We start from the raw sequence: 15,306 nt of genomic DNA, 5'->3' as shown, positions 1-15,306 counted from the left end.
ATCAGTGATGTGCATCAGACATATCGTTTGAACCAACATACGCTTCCAGAACCTGAGGGTTGGCCGACACTTCCTCATACGTCCCTTCTGCCAGAATGCTGCCTCGCGTCAGCACGGTGATCCGATCACACAGATGTGAGACAACCGACAGATTGTGCTCAACCATCAAAATGGTGCGGTTTGCTGACACCCTCCTAATCAGATCAACCACTCGCGAGATATCTTCCTGCCCCATGCCTTGGGTAGGCTCATCTAGGAGCATCATTTCCGGGTCCAAGGCCAGCGTCGTTGCAATTTCTAGTGCACGTTTACGTCCGTATGGCATCTCGGCAGTAATGGTCGAGGCGAAATCTTTAAGATCAACAGACTCGAGCAGCGCCATTGCCTCATCATTCAGGCAATTCAGTGAATTTTCCGATTTCCAGAATTGAAATTCAGTGCCCAGTTTACGTTGCAATCCGATGCGAACGTTCTCTAAAGCTGTTAGATGGGGGAAGGTTGCAGAGATCTGGAACGACCGAATAAAACCACGACGCGCAGTCACCGCCGGAGCTTCGTTGGTAATATCAACGCCTTTAAATAATATTTGCCCTGAAGTCGCTGGAAGAAATTTTGTGATTAAGTTAAAAACCGTCGTTTTTCCCGCACCATTGGGACCAATAAGCGCATGAATCGAACCTGTTTTAACTTTAAGGCTTACATCTGAAACGGCCGTAAATCCTTTAAAGTCTTTAGTGAGGTTTTTTGTTTCTAATATGTAATCGCTCATGTATCCTCCGAATACTTGGGGGCTTCTATTTACATCGTTGAATAATTAGGACCGCCACCCCCTTCGGGGACTGTCCAATTAATGTTTTGTGTCGGATCTTTAATATCGCACGTCTTACAATGCAAACAGTTTTGTGCATTGATCTGCAACTTAGGCGAACCCGACGCCTCTCCCACAATCTCGTAAACACCCGCTGGGCAATAGCGAGTTTCCGGAGACGCGTACTTGGCAAAGTTGGTGCTTATCGCGACATCTTGGATTTTTAACTGAAGATGACAACGTTGATTCTCTTCATGATTCGTATTCGACAAGAAAACCGATGACAGTCGATCAAACGTCAAGACACCATCCGGTTTTGGGTAGTCAATCTTCGGCGCAGCGTCCTTGGTCATAAGCTGGTCATGATCGTTGTGGTGACGCATTGTCCAAGGCGCTTTTCCTCGAAAGACCAACGTATCGAGCGCGCCATAGGCTAATCCACCCCACAAACCCCATTTAAAAGCGGGCCGAATGTTGCGGACTTGATAAAGCTCGTCCCATAACCATGTCTTTTTCAACATTTGTGGGTACGCCAATGCTTCTACCGCGATTGGCTCAATACCGAGCAAATCAAATACGGCATCAGCTGCGACCATGGCCGACTGCATTGCCATGTGCGTCCCTTTAATTTTAGGGACATTCAGAAATCCCGCTGTATCACCGACAAGCAGACCACCTGGAAACGTCAGTTTTGGCAGAGACTGAAAGCCACCTTCGGACAGCGCACGCGCACCATATGAAATCCGGCGACCACCCTCAAGATGCTTCCGTATTGCCGGATGGGTTTTATACCGCTGAAATTCTTCGTAGGGTGACAGCCACGGGTTCTTGTAGTCAAGACCCACAACAAATCCAACGGCCACCAAATGATCTTCGAGGTGATAAAGAAAAGAACCGCCATAAGTATCACTTGGTAGAGGCCAGCCGACTGTATGCAGAATCAAGCCCGGCTGGTGTCGCTCAGCAGGAACCTCCCAAAGTTCCTTAATGCCAATACCATAAGTTTGAGGGTCGACACCGTCCCTCAAATCATAGCTATGGAACAACGCCTTCGTTAAAGAGCCACGGCAACCTTCCGCAAAAATTGTCTGTTTGGCATGCAATTCCATACCGGCTTGGTAATTGCCAGTTTCAGAACCATCTTTTGCAATACCAAGATCCCCTGTGGCAACCCCTTTTACAGAGCCATCTTCATGGTAAAGAACTTCTGCTGCAGCAAAGCCTGGGTATATTTCCACACCCAAAGCCTCGGCCTGTTCACCCAACCACCGGCAAAGCTTCCCCAAACTAATGATGTAATTCCCTTTGTTATGCATCTGGGGAGGTGTAGGTAACTTACGAGAGCCGCTTTCGGACAAGAGCAATAGCTGATCTTCATTAGCTTCTGTAACCAGAGGGGCACCCATACTCCGCCACTCAGGGAAAAGCACATTGAGGACACGCGGCTCAATGACGGCGCCTGACAAAATATGTGCACCGACTTCTGATCCTTTTTCCAGAACACAGACACTGACATCCCTGCCCGATTCATTGGCCCGTTGTTTCAACCTTATCGCCGCAGTTAATCCTGCAGGCCCAGCACCGACGATAACAACGTCGTATGCCATTGACTCTCGATCTGTTCGCATCATTATCTTCAGAAAAGTGACTCTGGCAACGCTAGAACTGAAGCACTGCCTTCCGTGACTTCAGCTGCGTAAGCAGCAACCTTTGGTAACTGATGCGAAGAGAAGTAACACGCTGTAGCGAGCTTGGCTTTGAAGAAATCATCATCGCTTCCAGCACCAATCTTGGCCTGGGCTACCAGTGCTGCTCGGGCCATCATCCATCCGCCCGTCACAATACCCGTAAGCATCAGATAAGGTACTGCGCCAGCTAACGCTGCCTGAGGCTCTATCTCGTAATGCTCAACAAGCCATTCAGTTGATGTTTCGAAAGCAAAAAGTGCAGCGTTAAGCTCCTGAGCAATCTCAGCTAGCTCTTTGTGAGCATTCAGTGCTTCGAGGGTAGTCTTGATACGGTTAATTAGTAAGCGAGCTGCTGCACCGCCAACGCCGTTCTCATCTTTATCTTTCGCCAACTTACGTCCTACCAGGTCATTAGCCTGAATGGCCGTTGTACCTTCGTAAATTGGTGTAATTCTTGAGTCACGCATGTACTGACAAGCGCCAGTCTCTTCGATAAAACCCATACCACCATGGACCTGAATGCCCGTAGAGGTGATTTCAACGCTGCTTTCAGTGCACCAGCCTTTGACTACAGGTGTCAGGAAATCAACCATCGCCTGGGCCATTTTTGCCTGCTCGACATCTGGATTATTGTGCGCATGGTCCATCTGCGCCGCCACCCAGTAAGCCAAGGCGCGCATGGCTTCGGTCCGTGACTTCATATCCATGAGCATGCGGCGCACGTCCGGGTGATGCAGAATTGGCTTGGCCACACCCGACTTATCACCAATTGGCGCACCCTGAATTCGTTCACGCGCATAGGCCAGTGCATGCTGGTACGATCGTTCGGAAACACCTACGCCTTCAAGCCCCACATTCAAACGGGCATGATTCATCATCGTGAACATGTAGCCGAGCCCCTTGTGCGCTTCCCCGACCAAATAGCCGATGGCGCCCTCCTTCTCACCAAAGGACATGACTGCAGTGGCGCTGCCGTGGATGCCCATCTTGTGTTCGATCGATGCACAAACCAGATCGTTACGTTCGCCCAAAGTACCATCCGGGTTAACCAGATACTTCGGTGCAAGGAAAAGTGAAATACCCTTCACACCCGGTGGCGCATCAGGCAAACGTGCCAGCACGAGGTGGATGATGTTCTCCGCCATATCGTGCTCACCCCAGGTGATGAAAATTTTGGTCCCGGTAATACGGTAGCTACCATCAGCCTGCGGCACAGCTTTAGAGCGCACAGCACTCAGATCCGAACCCGCTTGTGGCTCGGTCAAATTCATTGTGCCAGTCCAGGTCCCTTCGACCATCTTCGGCAGATAGGTGTTTTTCAGTTCGTCAGAGCCATGATGCGCAATCGCTTCGATCGCACCTGTGGTCAACATCGGACACAGCGCAAACGAGATGCTGGCCGACTTCCACATTTCCTGCACTGCTGTCGATACCAGTGTCGGCAGCCCTTGGCCACCGAACTCGGTCGAGCACGGCATTGCATTCCAGCCTGTTTCTACAAAAAGCTTGTAGGCATCTTTATAGCCGTCAGCGGCGGTCACTTCACCGTCTTTCCAGGCACAACCCTGTCGATCACCGACCGGATTGATTGGATCTATAACTTCTGTAGCAAATTTGCCTGCCTCATCCATAATTGCTTCGACTAGATCTGGAGAGCTTTCTTCATATCCGGGCAGCTGCGTAACAGCTTCCAGATCAGCCAATTCATGCATAGCAAATTGCATATCACGGACGGGGGCAATATAAGTACTCATGGTCAAACTCCGTTTATCCTAAATTGGCAGATAGACTTTTGGGATTGATGTAACCGGTCAAAGATGCGATATCAGGTTGGGCACAGCCTCGAAGAGATCTGCAACCAAGCCGTAATCAGCTACTTGGAAGATGGGTGCATCCGGGTCCTTATTGATTGCAACAATGACCTTGGAGTCCTTCATTCCCGCCAAATGTTGTATAGCACCCGACATGCCTACTGCAATATATAATTGAGGCGCAACGATTTTTCCAGTTTGGCCGACCTGACAATCATTGGACACAAACCCGGCATCAACTGCCGCACGAGAAGCACCAATGGCGGCCCCCAATTTATCGGCCAGCGGTTCCATAATTGACTTGAAGTTCTCACTACTGCCCAAACCACGGCCACCGGAAACGATCACCTTCGCTGCGCCAAGTTCTGGGCGCTCCGATTTAGTTAGCTCGCGACCCACCAGATCCGATTTCTTACCGCTGTCAGCCACAGCCGCTTTTTCAACGGCTGCGCTGCCACCTTCAGTCACCGGGTCAAAGGCCGTCGAACGGACGGTGATGACCTTCTTGGCATCCGACGATACGACCGTAGCCAGTGCATTACCTGCGTAGATTGGGCGAACAAAGGTATCTTCGCTCACGACACCCACAATGTCGGAAATCTGCGCCACATCGAGTAACGCGGCGACGCGTGGCATCGTATTCTTGCCATAACTGCTTGAGGGCGCAAGAAGATGGCTGTAGTTAGCAGCCAGCGAAACCAAGAGTTTCGCCAACGGCTCAGCAGCCTGATCGCCGTAGGCCGCGTTGTCGACCACCAGAACGCGTTTCACACCCTGCAGGGCGGCAACCTTGGCGGCGATCTCCGCACAGCCTTCGCCGGCGACGAGCACATCCACATCGGCCGACAACTTAGTCGCGGCCGCAATGGTATTCAGGGACGCAGCTTTCAGTGACTTATTATCGTGTTCAGCAAGGACCAGAACAGCCATGATCTCTCCTTAAATAACTTTAGCTTCGTTGCGAAGCTTGTTGAGTAGATCGGCCACATCGGCCACCTTAACGCCTCCGGCACGCTTCGGTGGTTCGCTAACCTTAATGGTCTTCAGACGTGGCTGCGTATCCACACCGAGGCTATCTGCCGCAAGCGTATCGAGAGGCTTTTTCTTGGCCTTCATGATATTTGGAAGCGTTGCATAGCGCGGTTCGTTCAACCGCAGGTCTGTTGTCACCACCGCGGGGATCGACATGGCCAACGTTTCCAGGCCCCCATCTATTTCTCGGGTCACCGTGACTTTGTCACCAGCCAGTTCGACCTTTGAAGCAAAGGTCGCCTGCGGCCAATCCAACAGGGCGGCGAGCATTTGTCCTGTCTGATTAGAGTCATCGTCGATCGCCTGTTTTCCGCAGATCACTAACGACGGGACCTCGTTTTCGCAAACAGCCTTCAGCAGCTTGGCGACAGCCAACGGTTGCAATTCATCATTGGATTCAACGAGGATACCCCGGTCAGCGCCCATGGCCATGGCCGAGCGAAGCGTATCTTGGCAAGCAGCCGGGCCGCACGACACAGCAATAACTTCCGTCACAACGCCTTTCTCTTTTAGACGAACCGCTTCTTCAACAGCAATCTCGTCAAATGGGTTCATCGACATCTTGACGTTAGCCAGATCAACATCTGTTTCGTCTGCTTTTACGCGAACCTTAACGTTGTAATCAACAACGCGTTTGACCGGAACCAGTATTTTCATAGCAACTCCAAGCGTACTTGAGGTTATTCAATGGCAGACGCGGACTTTGCCAGCTCGCGCAACCGGAATTTTTGGACTTTTCCCGTGGACGTCTTCGGAATTTCAATGAAGACAACCTTTTTAGGCACTTTAAAGCGGGCGAGATGCTCGCGGCAAAATTCAATGACTTCAGCTTCGGATGCAGACGCCCCCGGGCGGAGTTCCACATACGCACACGGCACTTCACCCCACTTGTCATCTGGTTTAGCAACAACCGCAGCAATATTCACAGCCGGATGACGGAAAAGGACTTCTTCAACTTCAAGTGACGAGATGTTCTCACCACCTGAGATAATCACATCTTTGGAACGGTCCTTAATCTTGACGTATCCATCGCTGTGCACCACGGCCAGATCACCAGTATGGAACCAGCCCCCAGCAAATGCTTCTGCCGTAGCTTGAGCATTCTTAAGATAGCCCTTCATCACGACGTTGCCACGGAACATGATTTCACCCACTGTCTCACCATCCCAAGGTACGGGCAACATCGTTTCCGGATCCAGCACTGTCACAGCTTCCTGCAGGTGATAATTCACACCCTGACGACCGTTTCGGGCTGCACGGAATTCCAACGACAACGCATCCCACTCGGGTTGCTTGGCACAAACTGATGCTGGGCCATACGTCTCTGTCAAACCATAGACGTGGGTAATATCGAAGCCCATCTTCTCGCAGCCTTCGATAATGGCAGCGGGTGGAGCAGCCCCCGCAATGAGACCATGAATTTTGTGATCGAGCCCAGCACGGCAAGACTCCGGAGCATTAATCAGCATGCCGTACACAATCGGCGCACCACACATATGTGTAATGTTGTGCTCTCTAATTAAATCAAATATTTTCGCAGGATCAACCTTGCGTAAACAGACACTTACGCCAGCGTTAACGGCCATCGTCCACGGAAAACACCATCCGTTACAGTGGAACATCGGAAGCGTCCACAAATATACTGCGTGCGGTGGCATACCCCAAGAAACGACATTCGACACAGCATTTAAATATGCACCCCGATGGTGATACACCACGCCCTTTGGGTTACCCGTAGTGCCTGAGGTGTAGTTGAGTGCAATCGGATCCCATTCGTCTTCTGGCAGGTTCCAATTGTAATTTGCATCACCTTCTGCAAGAAGCTGATCATAATCAAGTGTGCCAACACGCTCCTGGCTTTCGTATTCCGAATCCATGACATCAATAACCAGCGGCTTCTTGCCAGGCAATAGATCCAGTGCATCTTTGATGACTCTGGCAAATTCCGGATCTGTAATCAGAACTTTGGCTTCACCATGTTGTAGCTGAAAGGCAATCGCCTCTGCGTCTAGCCGCGTGTTCAACGTGTTAACGACTGCCCCGCTCATTGGAACCGCGAAATGTGCTTCATACATTGCTGCAATATTTGGCAGCATACAGGCCACGGTGTCATTATTTCCGATACCAAGCTTACTCAAGGCAGAAGCCAATCGCTTAACCCGTTCATAGGTTTCCGCCCATGTGTAAGTTCTTGAACCCTGGATAACAGACAAACGCTTCGGATAGACTAAAGCAGATCTCTTTAGGAAGCTCAACGGTGATAGCGATACGTAGTTCGCTTGATTCTTGTCCAACCCCTGATCATAGATCGATCCCATTGATGTCTCCTGTCATATGTTTTCTGGAATCCACGACGCTTTGGTTCTTCTCTGATCGAATGTTGTCAAATCTTTGTATCAGCACGCTTACAGAAACGTAAAAAATGTTTTCTTTTGGAACCGGCAAGGCAACCCCAGATAGAATATGTCTAACCGAACCACCTGGCGTTCTGCACCGCACAATGAATCATCGATTACCGCTCGAAGCTTCTCGCCTCAATCAAATTGAAGCAGGTCTTGATTTGCTCGATCAGGGGATCACTGTTTTCGATGCCAACCTTAAGTTGATTGCATGGAATAAACCATTTCTTGAACTTCTCGAGTTTCCAGCAGAACTGACCTATCTCGGGGCCGACTTTGACGCCTTCATTCGCTTCAACGCATTAAGGGGGGAGTACGGGGAGGGAGATATTGATGTTCTGATTCAGTCACGGGTCTCTGCAGCTAAAAATTTTCAGCCACATTGTTTCGAAAGAATGCGACCTAATGGCCGCATCATACGAGTACATGGCGAGCCTTTACCAGACAGGGGTTTCATAACCCTTTACACCGATATCACGGAGCAGCGGCGATTTGAGAAAGTTATTCAGGACCAAAACTCTGAACTGGAACAGCGAGTCACACAACGTACGAGTCTGCTTGAACAGGTCAATAAAGGACTGGTTGATGCAAACAACGAAAACCTCAGGATTACTGAAGCATTGCGCCGTAGCGAAGGTCAACTGAGACTGATCACAGACACCATACCGGCGCTTATTGCTTACTTTGATGGCAATAGAATATACCGATACGCCAACCGAGGTTACTGTGAATGGTTCAACAAATCGGTTGAGGAAGTAGTTGGGGAGTCAATTGATGACATTATTGGTGTTAGAGCCCTGGAAAGCGTTAAACACCACATCGCACAAGCACTCTCTGGCGAGCAGGTTTCATACGAGTATGCGATGCTGCAAAACGGCATTAAAGTCCATGCACGTAGCATCTTGGTCCCTGAGTTCAATCCGGAAGGCATCGTCATCGGGTGCTTTGTGCTTTCGTTTGACATTACTGAACAAAAACGGCTACAAGCAGCACTGATTCAGGCCCAAAAAATGGAGGCCATCGGTCAGCTGAGCAGCGGGATTGCACACGATTTCAATAACCTGCTGACGATCATTATCGGTAACCTCAACTTACTGGTCGACAAGACAGCTAACGACCCTGAACTCCGAGAACTGGCGATACCGGCAATTGATGCTGGAAAACGGGGAGCCCAGCTTATTCAGAGACTGCTTTCTTTTTCGCGCCAACAACCTCTAAAACCTAAAGTCATTGATATCAAATCTCTGATTCAAGATATCACCCCCTTGTTAGACCGTTCGTTACCCTCTCGGATTAAGCTGGAAATATCGCTCGGGCCAATTGCGCTAGTTGCTCTGATCGATGCACACCAGTTGGAGAACGCGCTCCTCAACCTCGTTGTCAATGCTCGGGATGCGATCGCAGACAGTGGTTCGATTCAAATCAATGCGTCAATTTCAGAGCTTGATGAGAGTGACGCACAAGAACTCGATGTTCAGGTTGGCAAATACATCAAAATCCAAGTCAAAGACGATGGGATTGGGATGGAGCAAGAGATCGTTTCCAGAATATTTGAGCCATTTTTCACGACGAAAGACTTCGGCAGAGGAAGCGGCCTTGGCCTCGCCATGACCTATGGCTTTGTGAAGCAATCAGGCGGGGGGATTCTAGTTCAAAGCGATCCCGGCAACGGGACGATGCTAACAATCGTCTTACCATCTTACGAAGCATCACTAGAGGAAACTTGGCCTAACGAACCCGAACAACCAGATGTTCGCCGTGATGGACAACTTGTTTTACTGGTTGAAGACGATGCTGCTGTTCGCGAAGTTGTTCGCAAGCAACTTATGGAACTTGGACATCCTGTTATCGAGGCAGTCAATGCAACCGAGGCAATCAAATTAATCAGCCAGGTACAAGACATCGCCATCGTACTAACGGACGTCATCATGCCGGGGAGCCAAACTGGACGTGAAATGGCAATTTCTGCAATAGAGCAGAAGCCACATCTCCACATCGTAATCATGAGCGGTTATGAAGACCTCACCAAATCAGAATCTGACACCCGTAATTTCACAAATCTGAGCAAACCTTTCACTAAAAAACAATTGGCCTCAGCACTAGGGAAAGCTTGAAATGGCTCAAATAACACCGATTAAAGTGTTTATCGTCGAAGATGACATGAGTATCGCAAACCAGATTAAAGCAACCTTGAATCATGCTGAATTTGATTGCAACATAGCACTTTGCGCAACCAGCTTCTTGGATCGACTTTCCATCGTTGATCCCGATCTTTGTATCATTGACCTTGGTCTTCCTGATTTTGATGGCATTGACCTTGTGAGTGAGGTTAAAGCAAGGTCTCGTGCCTCCGTGCTCATTCTGAGCGGCCGTAACAACATTCGTGACAAAGTGAGTGGCCTAGAAACCGGTGCTGACGATTACATGGTAAAGCCGTATGATCAAGCTGAGCTTGTGGCAAGAGTCAAAAGCATCCTTCGTAGAAAACCTGAAAATGTACTTAGAGCCAACTCAAAGGATCAAGCCAGATTTTTAGGATGGCGATTTAACCTAGCTAACAACACGCTCATTTCAGTCACGGGAGAAAAGGTGCCTCTCACGGCAGCTGAAGCAGAAATGCTCAAAGTTCTTGTGAAAAACCCCCGTCGGGTACTTCCTAGAGAACGCCTGGTTGGGCAGCGTGATCTTTCAGCATATGACCGGAGCGTTGACATTCGAATCTCTCGACTCCGAAAGAAATTGGAAACTGCCCTAGATCAGCAAGAAATCATTAAAACAGTTTACGGCGCAGGTTACATCTTTGTTGCTGACGTTGATTGGGATAAGCATGACTAACACCCATACTTTCCCTATTCTTGAAAATTATGTTTTGCGTGCGTGTTATTCAGATACTGACAGCGCAGGCGTAATCCACCACGCACGAATACTGGAGTTCCTAGAGCGTAGCCGGACCGAATGGCTTAGCAGAATGAATTCTGGACCCAATGATCTGAGCCAACGCAATCTTCTTCTGATCATTCGGGAAATCAATATCAACTTCAATCAACCCGGGCGATTGGAAGATTCACTCATTTTTTCGCACCAAGTAGTCCGCGTGGGCAACTCTCAGTTCATGCTCGAACAAAAAATTTTTCGCCTAGATAAAAGCAAACACAACACAATCAACCCTGCTAATTCTGATCTGCTCGCAAGTGCGACATTCAACATTGTTTGTGTCAATTCAGAGACCATGAAATCCTGCCCTATTCCGGAAAACCTGCGAAGTCAATTTTAAAACAGCGGCAGTTAACTTCATTAACCCATCCTATTTGCTACGCGTATGAGCCGAGACAAAAAAATTAGCCCACATGATCTTGCAAGACGGTTTCACGACGGTTCCCGCATCCTTTTTGGCGGTTTCATGGGCTGCGGCACACCCGATGGAATTATTGATTTGATCCTTGATTCTGGCGCTAAAAATCTAACTCTCATCGGCAACGATACCGCTTTTCCCGAGACAGGTGTTGGCAGACTTATTGCCGCCGGACGCGTTGCCAAGGTGATTGCCTCCCACATTGGCACGAACCCAATGACCGGCAACATGATGATTAACGGCACGATGGACGTTGAACTTGTGCCGCAGGGGACACTCATTGAACGTATTCGATGCGGCGGCGCGGGTTTAGGAGGCGTTCTGACACCAACCGGTATTGGAACAGAAGTTGAAACAGGCAAAATCAAAATGGCCATCGATGGCGTGGAGTATCTGGTTGAGCGACCACTTCGTGCCGATATTTCCATTATCCTCGCCCAGCGAGGTGATCGTTTAGGCAATCTGAGCTATCAACGTGCCGCGAGAAACTTCAATCCCATTATTGCACTAGCAGCAGACTTTGTCGTAGCAGAAATCAAAGAACTGCTGCTAGATGGCTACTTGGAGCCCGACTCAATTATGACGCCCGGTGCGTTGGTCGATGCTTATATCGCTTCAGAAGGAGAAAACCAATGACTCCAAAAGATCGGATTGCTGCAAGAGCGGCGTTGGAACTGAGAGACGGCGATATCGTCAACCTAGGAATTGGTTTGCCAACGCACATTCCTCATTATCTGCCACAAGGAATTGAAATAACCCTTCAGTCCGAAAATGGTTTCCTTGGACTAGGACCGCTTCATGGAGCACCCATTCCTGACTTAGTCAACGCCGGTGGTATACCTTGTGGCATTACAGCTGGCGCAGCCTTCTTTGATAGTGCCATGTCTTTTGCCCTTATTCGGGGCGGGCATGTCGATGTATCAATTCTTGGCGGCCTACAAGTTGATCAGCATGGCAACCTAGCAAACTGGAAAGTACCAGGAAAAATGGTTCCAGGTATGGGTGGCGCCATGGATCTTGTCACCGGCGCTCGTCGAGTCATCGTTGTCATGGAACACTGCGCAAAAGATGGCAGCCCCAAAATTCTCGATCAGTGTACGCTGCCGCTCACAGCGATTTCTAAAGTTCATCGTGTCATTACTGAATGTGCCGTGTTTGATATTCGCAATAATCAGCTTGTACTCATTGAGATCGCCTCGGATGAAACACTTGAAACCCTAAGTACTAAAACCGGTGCTTCCTTTCAGGTCGCTCCTAGTCTTATTACCATGAACTAAGGCGTTCAAAGTACTCCGCGACTTTATTCACACATTTGCATTCGTAAATCGGGATTATCATCCTTCATGAAGCATGATTACTTTTTGTTACGCGACCGTTCTGTTATTTGCGAACTACCGTGGTTTAGCTATCCACCCCATAAAACAGCAAAAACACGCACCCAGCAGGGCTTACAAAGGTTTCATCCACCGTCCCTGCTGAAGCAACCGTTGAGCACCCCTCTGCTAAGCGTTGTCCATTCTGAAACACTTCGCCTGCCAAGACATATATGAATTCACAATCAGAATGAACGTGTGCTGGATATGATGCTCCAGCTTGAAAGCGGACGAGTTGTAACGCTCGTCCATTAGCTTTGCCTAGATTCTTTACTTCAACACCATCGGCGAATTTAGACGAAACCCAAGGAATATCCTTATTATCCCTAAAGATAAATTCAGGAACTTGAGCCTTACTTGTCGGCTGTTCTGGACGTGACAATCTCGGCAACCTCAGAATTGAAATGTGGATCGTTCGGGTCAGACATTCCGTTTACAACGCCCCGAGCATCTTCTGGCGTTCTGTTCTGGCTCATTTTCCATTTACCCATTATTTCGGTAATCTGGATTTCCAGCCCCACAATGGCCTTTAACTGGGATTCAATAAAGTCCGCTGGTGCATCATTTACCTTCCAGGGACTCTTCCGTTTTTCTTCCATCGAATCAGTAACGTCACCTACCTGGTTTCTAAGCCAATCGATCGATTCAATGACTGTGGGAATACCCCTCACCTGAACCATTTCATAGTTCCATGTTGGCACCACTCTGTGAGAGATCTGTTTTGATGGATACCAATCAGGCGTGACATAGCTCTCTGCACCTTGAAAAACAACAAGGCACTCATCGAGGTCCGCGAGCTCATGCCAATGCAAATTGGCTTTTGCCATATGTGCAACAATCATTCGCTTGCCAGCGTGCTCCCGATACAGAAATGGCAACGGTGATGCGGACAATCCCGATGCACCAGGCGTCACCAGCAACCCCAAAGGATATTGCCGAATGAGCTCTGCCAAGACATCAGGATCAGTTTCTCGAAAGGTTGCAGGCAAATACATAAAACATTTACTCAACCGTCACACTCTTCGCCAGATTCCGCGGCTTATCCACATCCGTGCCCTTGGCCAATGCCGTGTGATACGACAACAGTTGTAACGGTACGGTGTGGACGATGGGCGACAGGCTACCGGCATGATCCGGTAAGGTAATGACGTGAACGCCCTCTTCGGATTGGAAACCCGTGTTGGCGTCGGCCAGCACGAAGAGTTCCCCACCGCGGGCTTTCACTTCCTGCAGGTTGCTCTTCAGCTTTTCCAGGAGCTGGTTGTTCGGGGCAACCGAGATCACTGGCATGTCTTTGTCGACCAGTGCCAGCGGACCATGCTTGAGTTCGCCGGCGGCATAGGCCTCGGCGTGGATGTAGGTGATCTCTTTGAGCTTCAAGGCCCCCTCCAGGGCGATGGGGTAATGCACCCCGCGGCCGAGGAACAAGGCATGTTGTTTGTCGGCAAATTGCTTGGCCCAGTCTTTGATCTGGGGTTCGAGTTCAAGCACTGACCTAATCGCCGACGGCAGATGGCGCAGGTCAGAGACCAAGTTCGCCAGGTGGTCTGGACTGATGCTGCCTCTGACTTTAGCCAGCACCAGGGTGAGCACATAAAGCGCGGCCAGCTGCGTGGTGAAGGCTTTGGTGGAGGCCACACCGATTTCAGGTCCGGCGTGGGTCAGGAATCTGAGGGGGCAAGCACGGATGATGGCCGATTCCGGCACATTACAGATGGCCAGCGCATGGGGCATACCCAGATCCTGGGCGTGCTTCAGCGCCGCCAAGGTATCCGCCGTCTCTCCCGATTGGGAGATGGCAATGACCAGGGTCTTGGGATCCGGGACGCTGTCGCGGTAGCGGTATTCACTCGCGACTTCGACCGAGACGGGCAGCTTGGCAATGCTTTCCAGCCAGTAACGAGCCGTCAAACCAGCGTGATAGCTGGTACCGCAGGCCAGGACAAGGATGCGGTCGATGCCTTTGAAGATGCTTTCGGCTTGAGCACCGAACCAACCGGCCTGGACGGTCTGGGCACTGCCCAGCATGTCGAGGGTGTTGATGATGGCGCCGGGCTGCTCGAAGATTTCTTTCTGCATGTAATGGGCATAGGTGCCCAGTTCGACGGCATCAGCAGACAATTGGGATTCGGTTTCTTCCCGGATGACGGGTGTGCCGTCCTGACGGGTAATGGTGACGCTATCCGGGGTGAGGACGGCAACATCGCCGTTCTCAAGGTAGACCATGCGGTGGGTCACCTGCAGGAGGGCTGCGGTATCCGAGGCGGCATAGTTGGCATCGTCCGCCAACCCCAACACCAGCGGGGAGCCTTCACGGGCGACGATGGCAAAATGCGGGTTGTCCTGTTGGATGACGCCGATGGCGTAAGCGCCAATCAGGCGGGTGCAGGCAGTGCGGACAGCCGAGACGAGGTCAGGTGCACCGGCGAGGTTCTGGTGTACGAGGTGAGCGATGACTTCGGTGTCGGTATCCGAGGTGAATTCATAACCGGCGGCTTTAAGTTCGCACCGCAGTGCTTCATGGTTCTCGATGATGCCGTTATGGACGACGGCCAGGCCATTGGAGATATGTGGATGCGCATTACGCTCACACGGCGCGCCGTGGGTGGCCCAGCGGGTATGGGCAATACCGGTTTCACCAGACAGATGCTGTTTATCGGTCTCGGCGGCCAGGTCCGCCACGCGGCCAGCGGAACGGACACGCACCAGACCGTCCCCATTGAGCACAGCAACGCCCGCGGAGTCATAACCCCGGTATTCGAGTTTACGCAGACCTTCGAGTAATACCGATACGATGTTTTTACGAGCAACTGCAACGACTATGCCGCACATGGACCAGGCTC

The 15,306-nt window shown here is 50.3% G+C and carries 14 protein-coding genes; 5 read left to right on the top strand and 9 right to left on the bottom strand.

What is annotated here, in order from left to right:
• Position 1: 1 nt before the first annotated feature.
• The 6 genes from AC3GOJ_RS04415 to AC3GOJ_RS04390 are packed head-to-tail and all read right to left on the bottom strand — an operon-like array spanning position 2 to position 7,657.
• Positions 2-769 carry an ABC transporter ATP-binding protein gene (locus AC3GOJ_RS04415; protein ID WP_488236252.1) on the bottom strand — a complete coding sequence of 256 codons (768 nt, stop codon included), beginning with the start codon at positions 767-769 and terminating at the stop codon, positions 2-4.
• Positions 770-798: 29 nt separating this feature from the next.
• Positions 799-2,415, bottom strand: a complete 1,617-nt coding sequence (locus tag AC3GOJ_RS04410; RefSeq protein ID WP_488236251.1) for an electron transfer flavoprotein-ubiquinone oxidoreductase — start codon at positions 2,413-2,415, stop codon at positions 799-801.
• A 29-nt stretch (positions 2,416-2,444) separates the two neighbouring features.
• Positions 2,445-4,250, bottom strand: a complete 1,806-nt coding sequence (locus AC3GOJ_RS04405) for an acyl-CoA dehydrogenase (RefSeq protein WP_488236250.1) — start codon at positions 4,248-4,250, stop codon at positions 2,445-2,447.
• A 57-nt stretch (positions 4,251-4,307) separates the two neighbouring features.
• A complete protein-coding gene (locus tag AC3GOJ_RS04400) occupies positions 4,308-5,237 on the bottom strand; it encodes an electron transfer flavoprotein subunit alpha/FixB family protein (protein WP_488236249.1) in 930 nt (309 codons plus the stop codon).
• 9 nt (positions 5,238-5,246) lie between these two features.
• The gene (locus AC3GOJ_RS04395; protein ID WP_488236248.1) at positions 5,247-5,996 is read right to left on the bottom strand and encodes an electron transfer flavoprotein subunit beta/FixA family protein; all 750 of its coding nucleotides are present in this window, start codon (positions 5,994-5,996) and stop codon (positions 5,247-5,249) included.
• 23 nt (positions 5,997-6,019) lie between these two features.
• On the bottom strand, positions 6,020-7,657 hold the full coding sequence (locus AC3GOJ_RS04390) for an acyl-CoA synthetase (RefSeq protein ID WP_488236247.1): 1,638 nt from the start codon (positions 7,655-7,657) through the stop codon (positions 6,020-6,022).
• A 104-nt stretch (positions 7,658-7,761) separates the two neighbouring features.
• On the opposite strand from AC3GOJ_RS04390, the gene AC3GOJ_RS04385 reads away from it, so the two are divergent.
• From AC3GOJ_RS04385 to AC3GOJ_RS04365, 5 genes are read left to right on the top strand one after another with little or no spacing between them, the layout of a single operon-like run.
• Entirely contained in the window at positions 7,762-9,852 is a 2,091-nt protein-coding gene (locus AC3GOJ_RS04385) for a PAS-domain containing protein (RefSeq protein WP_488236246.1), read from the top strand.
• Between the two features lies 1 nt (position 9,853).
• A complete protein-coding gene (locus AC3GOJ_RS04380) occupies positions 9,854-10,573 on the top strand; it encodes a response regulator transcription factor (RefSeq protein ID WP_488236245.1) in 720 nt (239 codons plus the stop codon).
• Positions 10,566-11,012: an acyl-CoA thioesterase gene (locus AC3GOJ_RS04375; RefSeq protein WP_488236244.1), complete on the top strand. Its 447-nt coding sequence runs from the start codon at positions 10,566-10,568 to the stop codon at positions 11,010-11,012. The genes AC3GOJ_RS04380 and AC3GOJ_RS04375 overlap by 8 nt, the downstream gene beginning before the upstream one ends.
• Positions 11,013-11,057: 45 nt before the next feature.
• Entirely contained in the window at positions 11,058-11,726 is a 669-nt protein-coding gene (atoD, locus tag AC3GOJ_RS04370; protein WP_488236243.1) for an acetate CoA-transferase subunit alpha, read from the top strand.
• Positions 11,723-12,367 (top strand): 3-oxoacid CoA-transferase subunit B, encoded by a 645-nt coding sequence (locus AC3GOJ_RS04365; protein WP_488236242.1) that lies wholly within the window; start codon positions 11,723-11,725, stop codon positions 12,365-12,367. The genes atoD and AC3GOJ_RS04365 overlap by 4 nt, the downstream gene beginning before the upstream one ends.
• Positions 12,368-12,491: 124 nt before the next feature.
• Here AC3GOJ_RS04365 and AC3GOJ_RS04360 read toward each other — a convergent pair whose 3' ends face one another.
• From AC3GOJ_RS04360 to glmS, 3 genes are read right to left on the bottom strand one after another with little or no spacing between them, the layout of a single operon-like run.
• Positions 12,492-12,845 (bottom strand): cupin domain-containing protein, encoded by a 354-nt coding sequence (locus AC3GOJ_RS04360; RefSeq protein WP_488236241.1) that lies wholly within the window; start codon positions 12,843-12,845, stop codon positions 12,492-12,494.
• Positions 12,817-13,458 carry an FMN-binding negative transcriptional regulator gene (locus tag AC3GOJ_RS04355; RefSeq protein ID WP_488236240.1) on the bottom strand — a complete coding sequence of 214 codons (642 nt, stop codon included), beginning with the start codon at positions 13,456-13,458 and terminating at the stop codon, positions 12,817-12,819. Before AC3GOJ_RS04355 ends, AC3GOJ_RS04360 begins: the two co-directional genes overlap by 29 nt.
• A gap of 7 nt (positions 13,459-13,465) precedes the next feature.
• Positions 13,466-15,295, bottom strand: a complete 1,830-nt coding sequence (glmS, locus tag AC3GOJ_RS04350; RefSeq protein ID WP_488236239.1) for a glutamine--fructose-6-phosphate transaminase (isomerizing) — start codon at positions 15,293-15,295, stop codon at positions 13,466-13,468.
• Positions 15,296-15,306: the final 11 nt, after the last annotated feature.

The organism is Fluviibacter sp., from assembly GCF_057744235.1.
The sequence above is the reverse complement of the archived record's forward strand: the minus strand, read 5'-3'. Positions and strand labels throughout refer to the sequence as shown.

Excerpts from the sequence above, each read along its gene's own strand:
- AC3GOJ_RS04410 (WP_488236251.1), bottom strand. The coding sequence starts at position 2,415 with ATGGCATACGACGTTGTTATCGTCGGTGCTGGGCCTGCAGGATTAACT.
- AC3GOJ_RS04365 (WP_488236242.1), top strand. The coding sequence starts at position 11,723 with ATGACTCCAAAAGATCGGATTGCTGCAAGAGCGGCGTTGGAACTGAGA.
- atoD (WP_488236243.1), top strand. The coding sequence starts at position 11,058 with ATGAGCCGAGACAAAAAAATTAGCCCACATGATCTTGCAAGACGGTTT.
- AC3GOJ_RS04355 (WP_488236240.1), bottom strand. The coding sequence starts at position 13,458 with ATGTATTTGCCTGCAACCTTTCGAGAAACTGATCCTGATGTCTTGGCA.
- glmS (WP_488236239.1), bottom strand. The coding sequence starts at position 15,295 with ATGTGCGGCATAGTCGTTGCAGTTGCTCGTAAAAACATCGTATCGGTA.
- AC3GOJ_RS04385 (WP_488236246.1), top strand. The coding sequence starts at position 7,762 with ATGTTTTCTTTTGGAACCGGCAAGGCAACCCCAGATAGAATATGTCTA.
- AC3GOJ_RS04380 (WP_488236245.1), top strand. The coding sequence starts at position 9,854 with ATGGCTCAAATAACACCGATTAAAGTGTTTATCGTCGAAGATGACATG.
- AC3GOJ_RS04395 (WP_488236248.1), bottom strand. The coding sequence starts at position 5,996 with ATGAAAATACTGGTTCCGGTCAAACGCGTTGTTGATTACAACGTTAAG.
- AC3GOJ_RS04400 (WP_488236249.1), bottom strand. The coding sequence starts at position 5,237 with ATGGCTGTTCTGGTCCTTGCTGAACACGATAATAAGTCACTGAAAGCT.
- AC3GOJ_RS04405 (WP_488236250.1), bottom strand. The coding sequence starts at position 4,250 with ATGAGTACTTATATTGCCCCCGTCCGTGATATGCAATTTGCTATGCAT.
- AC3GOJ_RS04390 (WP_488236247.1), bottom strand. The coding sequence starts at position 7,657 with ATGGGATCGATCTATGATCAGGGGTTGGACAAGAATCAAGCGAACTAC.
- AC3GOJ_RS04415 (WP_488236252.1), bottom strand. The coding sequence starts at position 769 with ATGAGCGATTACATATTAGAAACAAAAAACCTCACTAAAGACTTTAAA.
- AC3GOJ_RS04375 (WP_488236244.1), top strand. The coding sequence starts at position 10,566 with ATGACTAACACCCATACTTTCCCTATTCTTGAAAATTATGTTTTGCGT.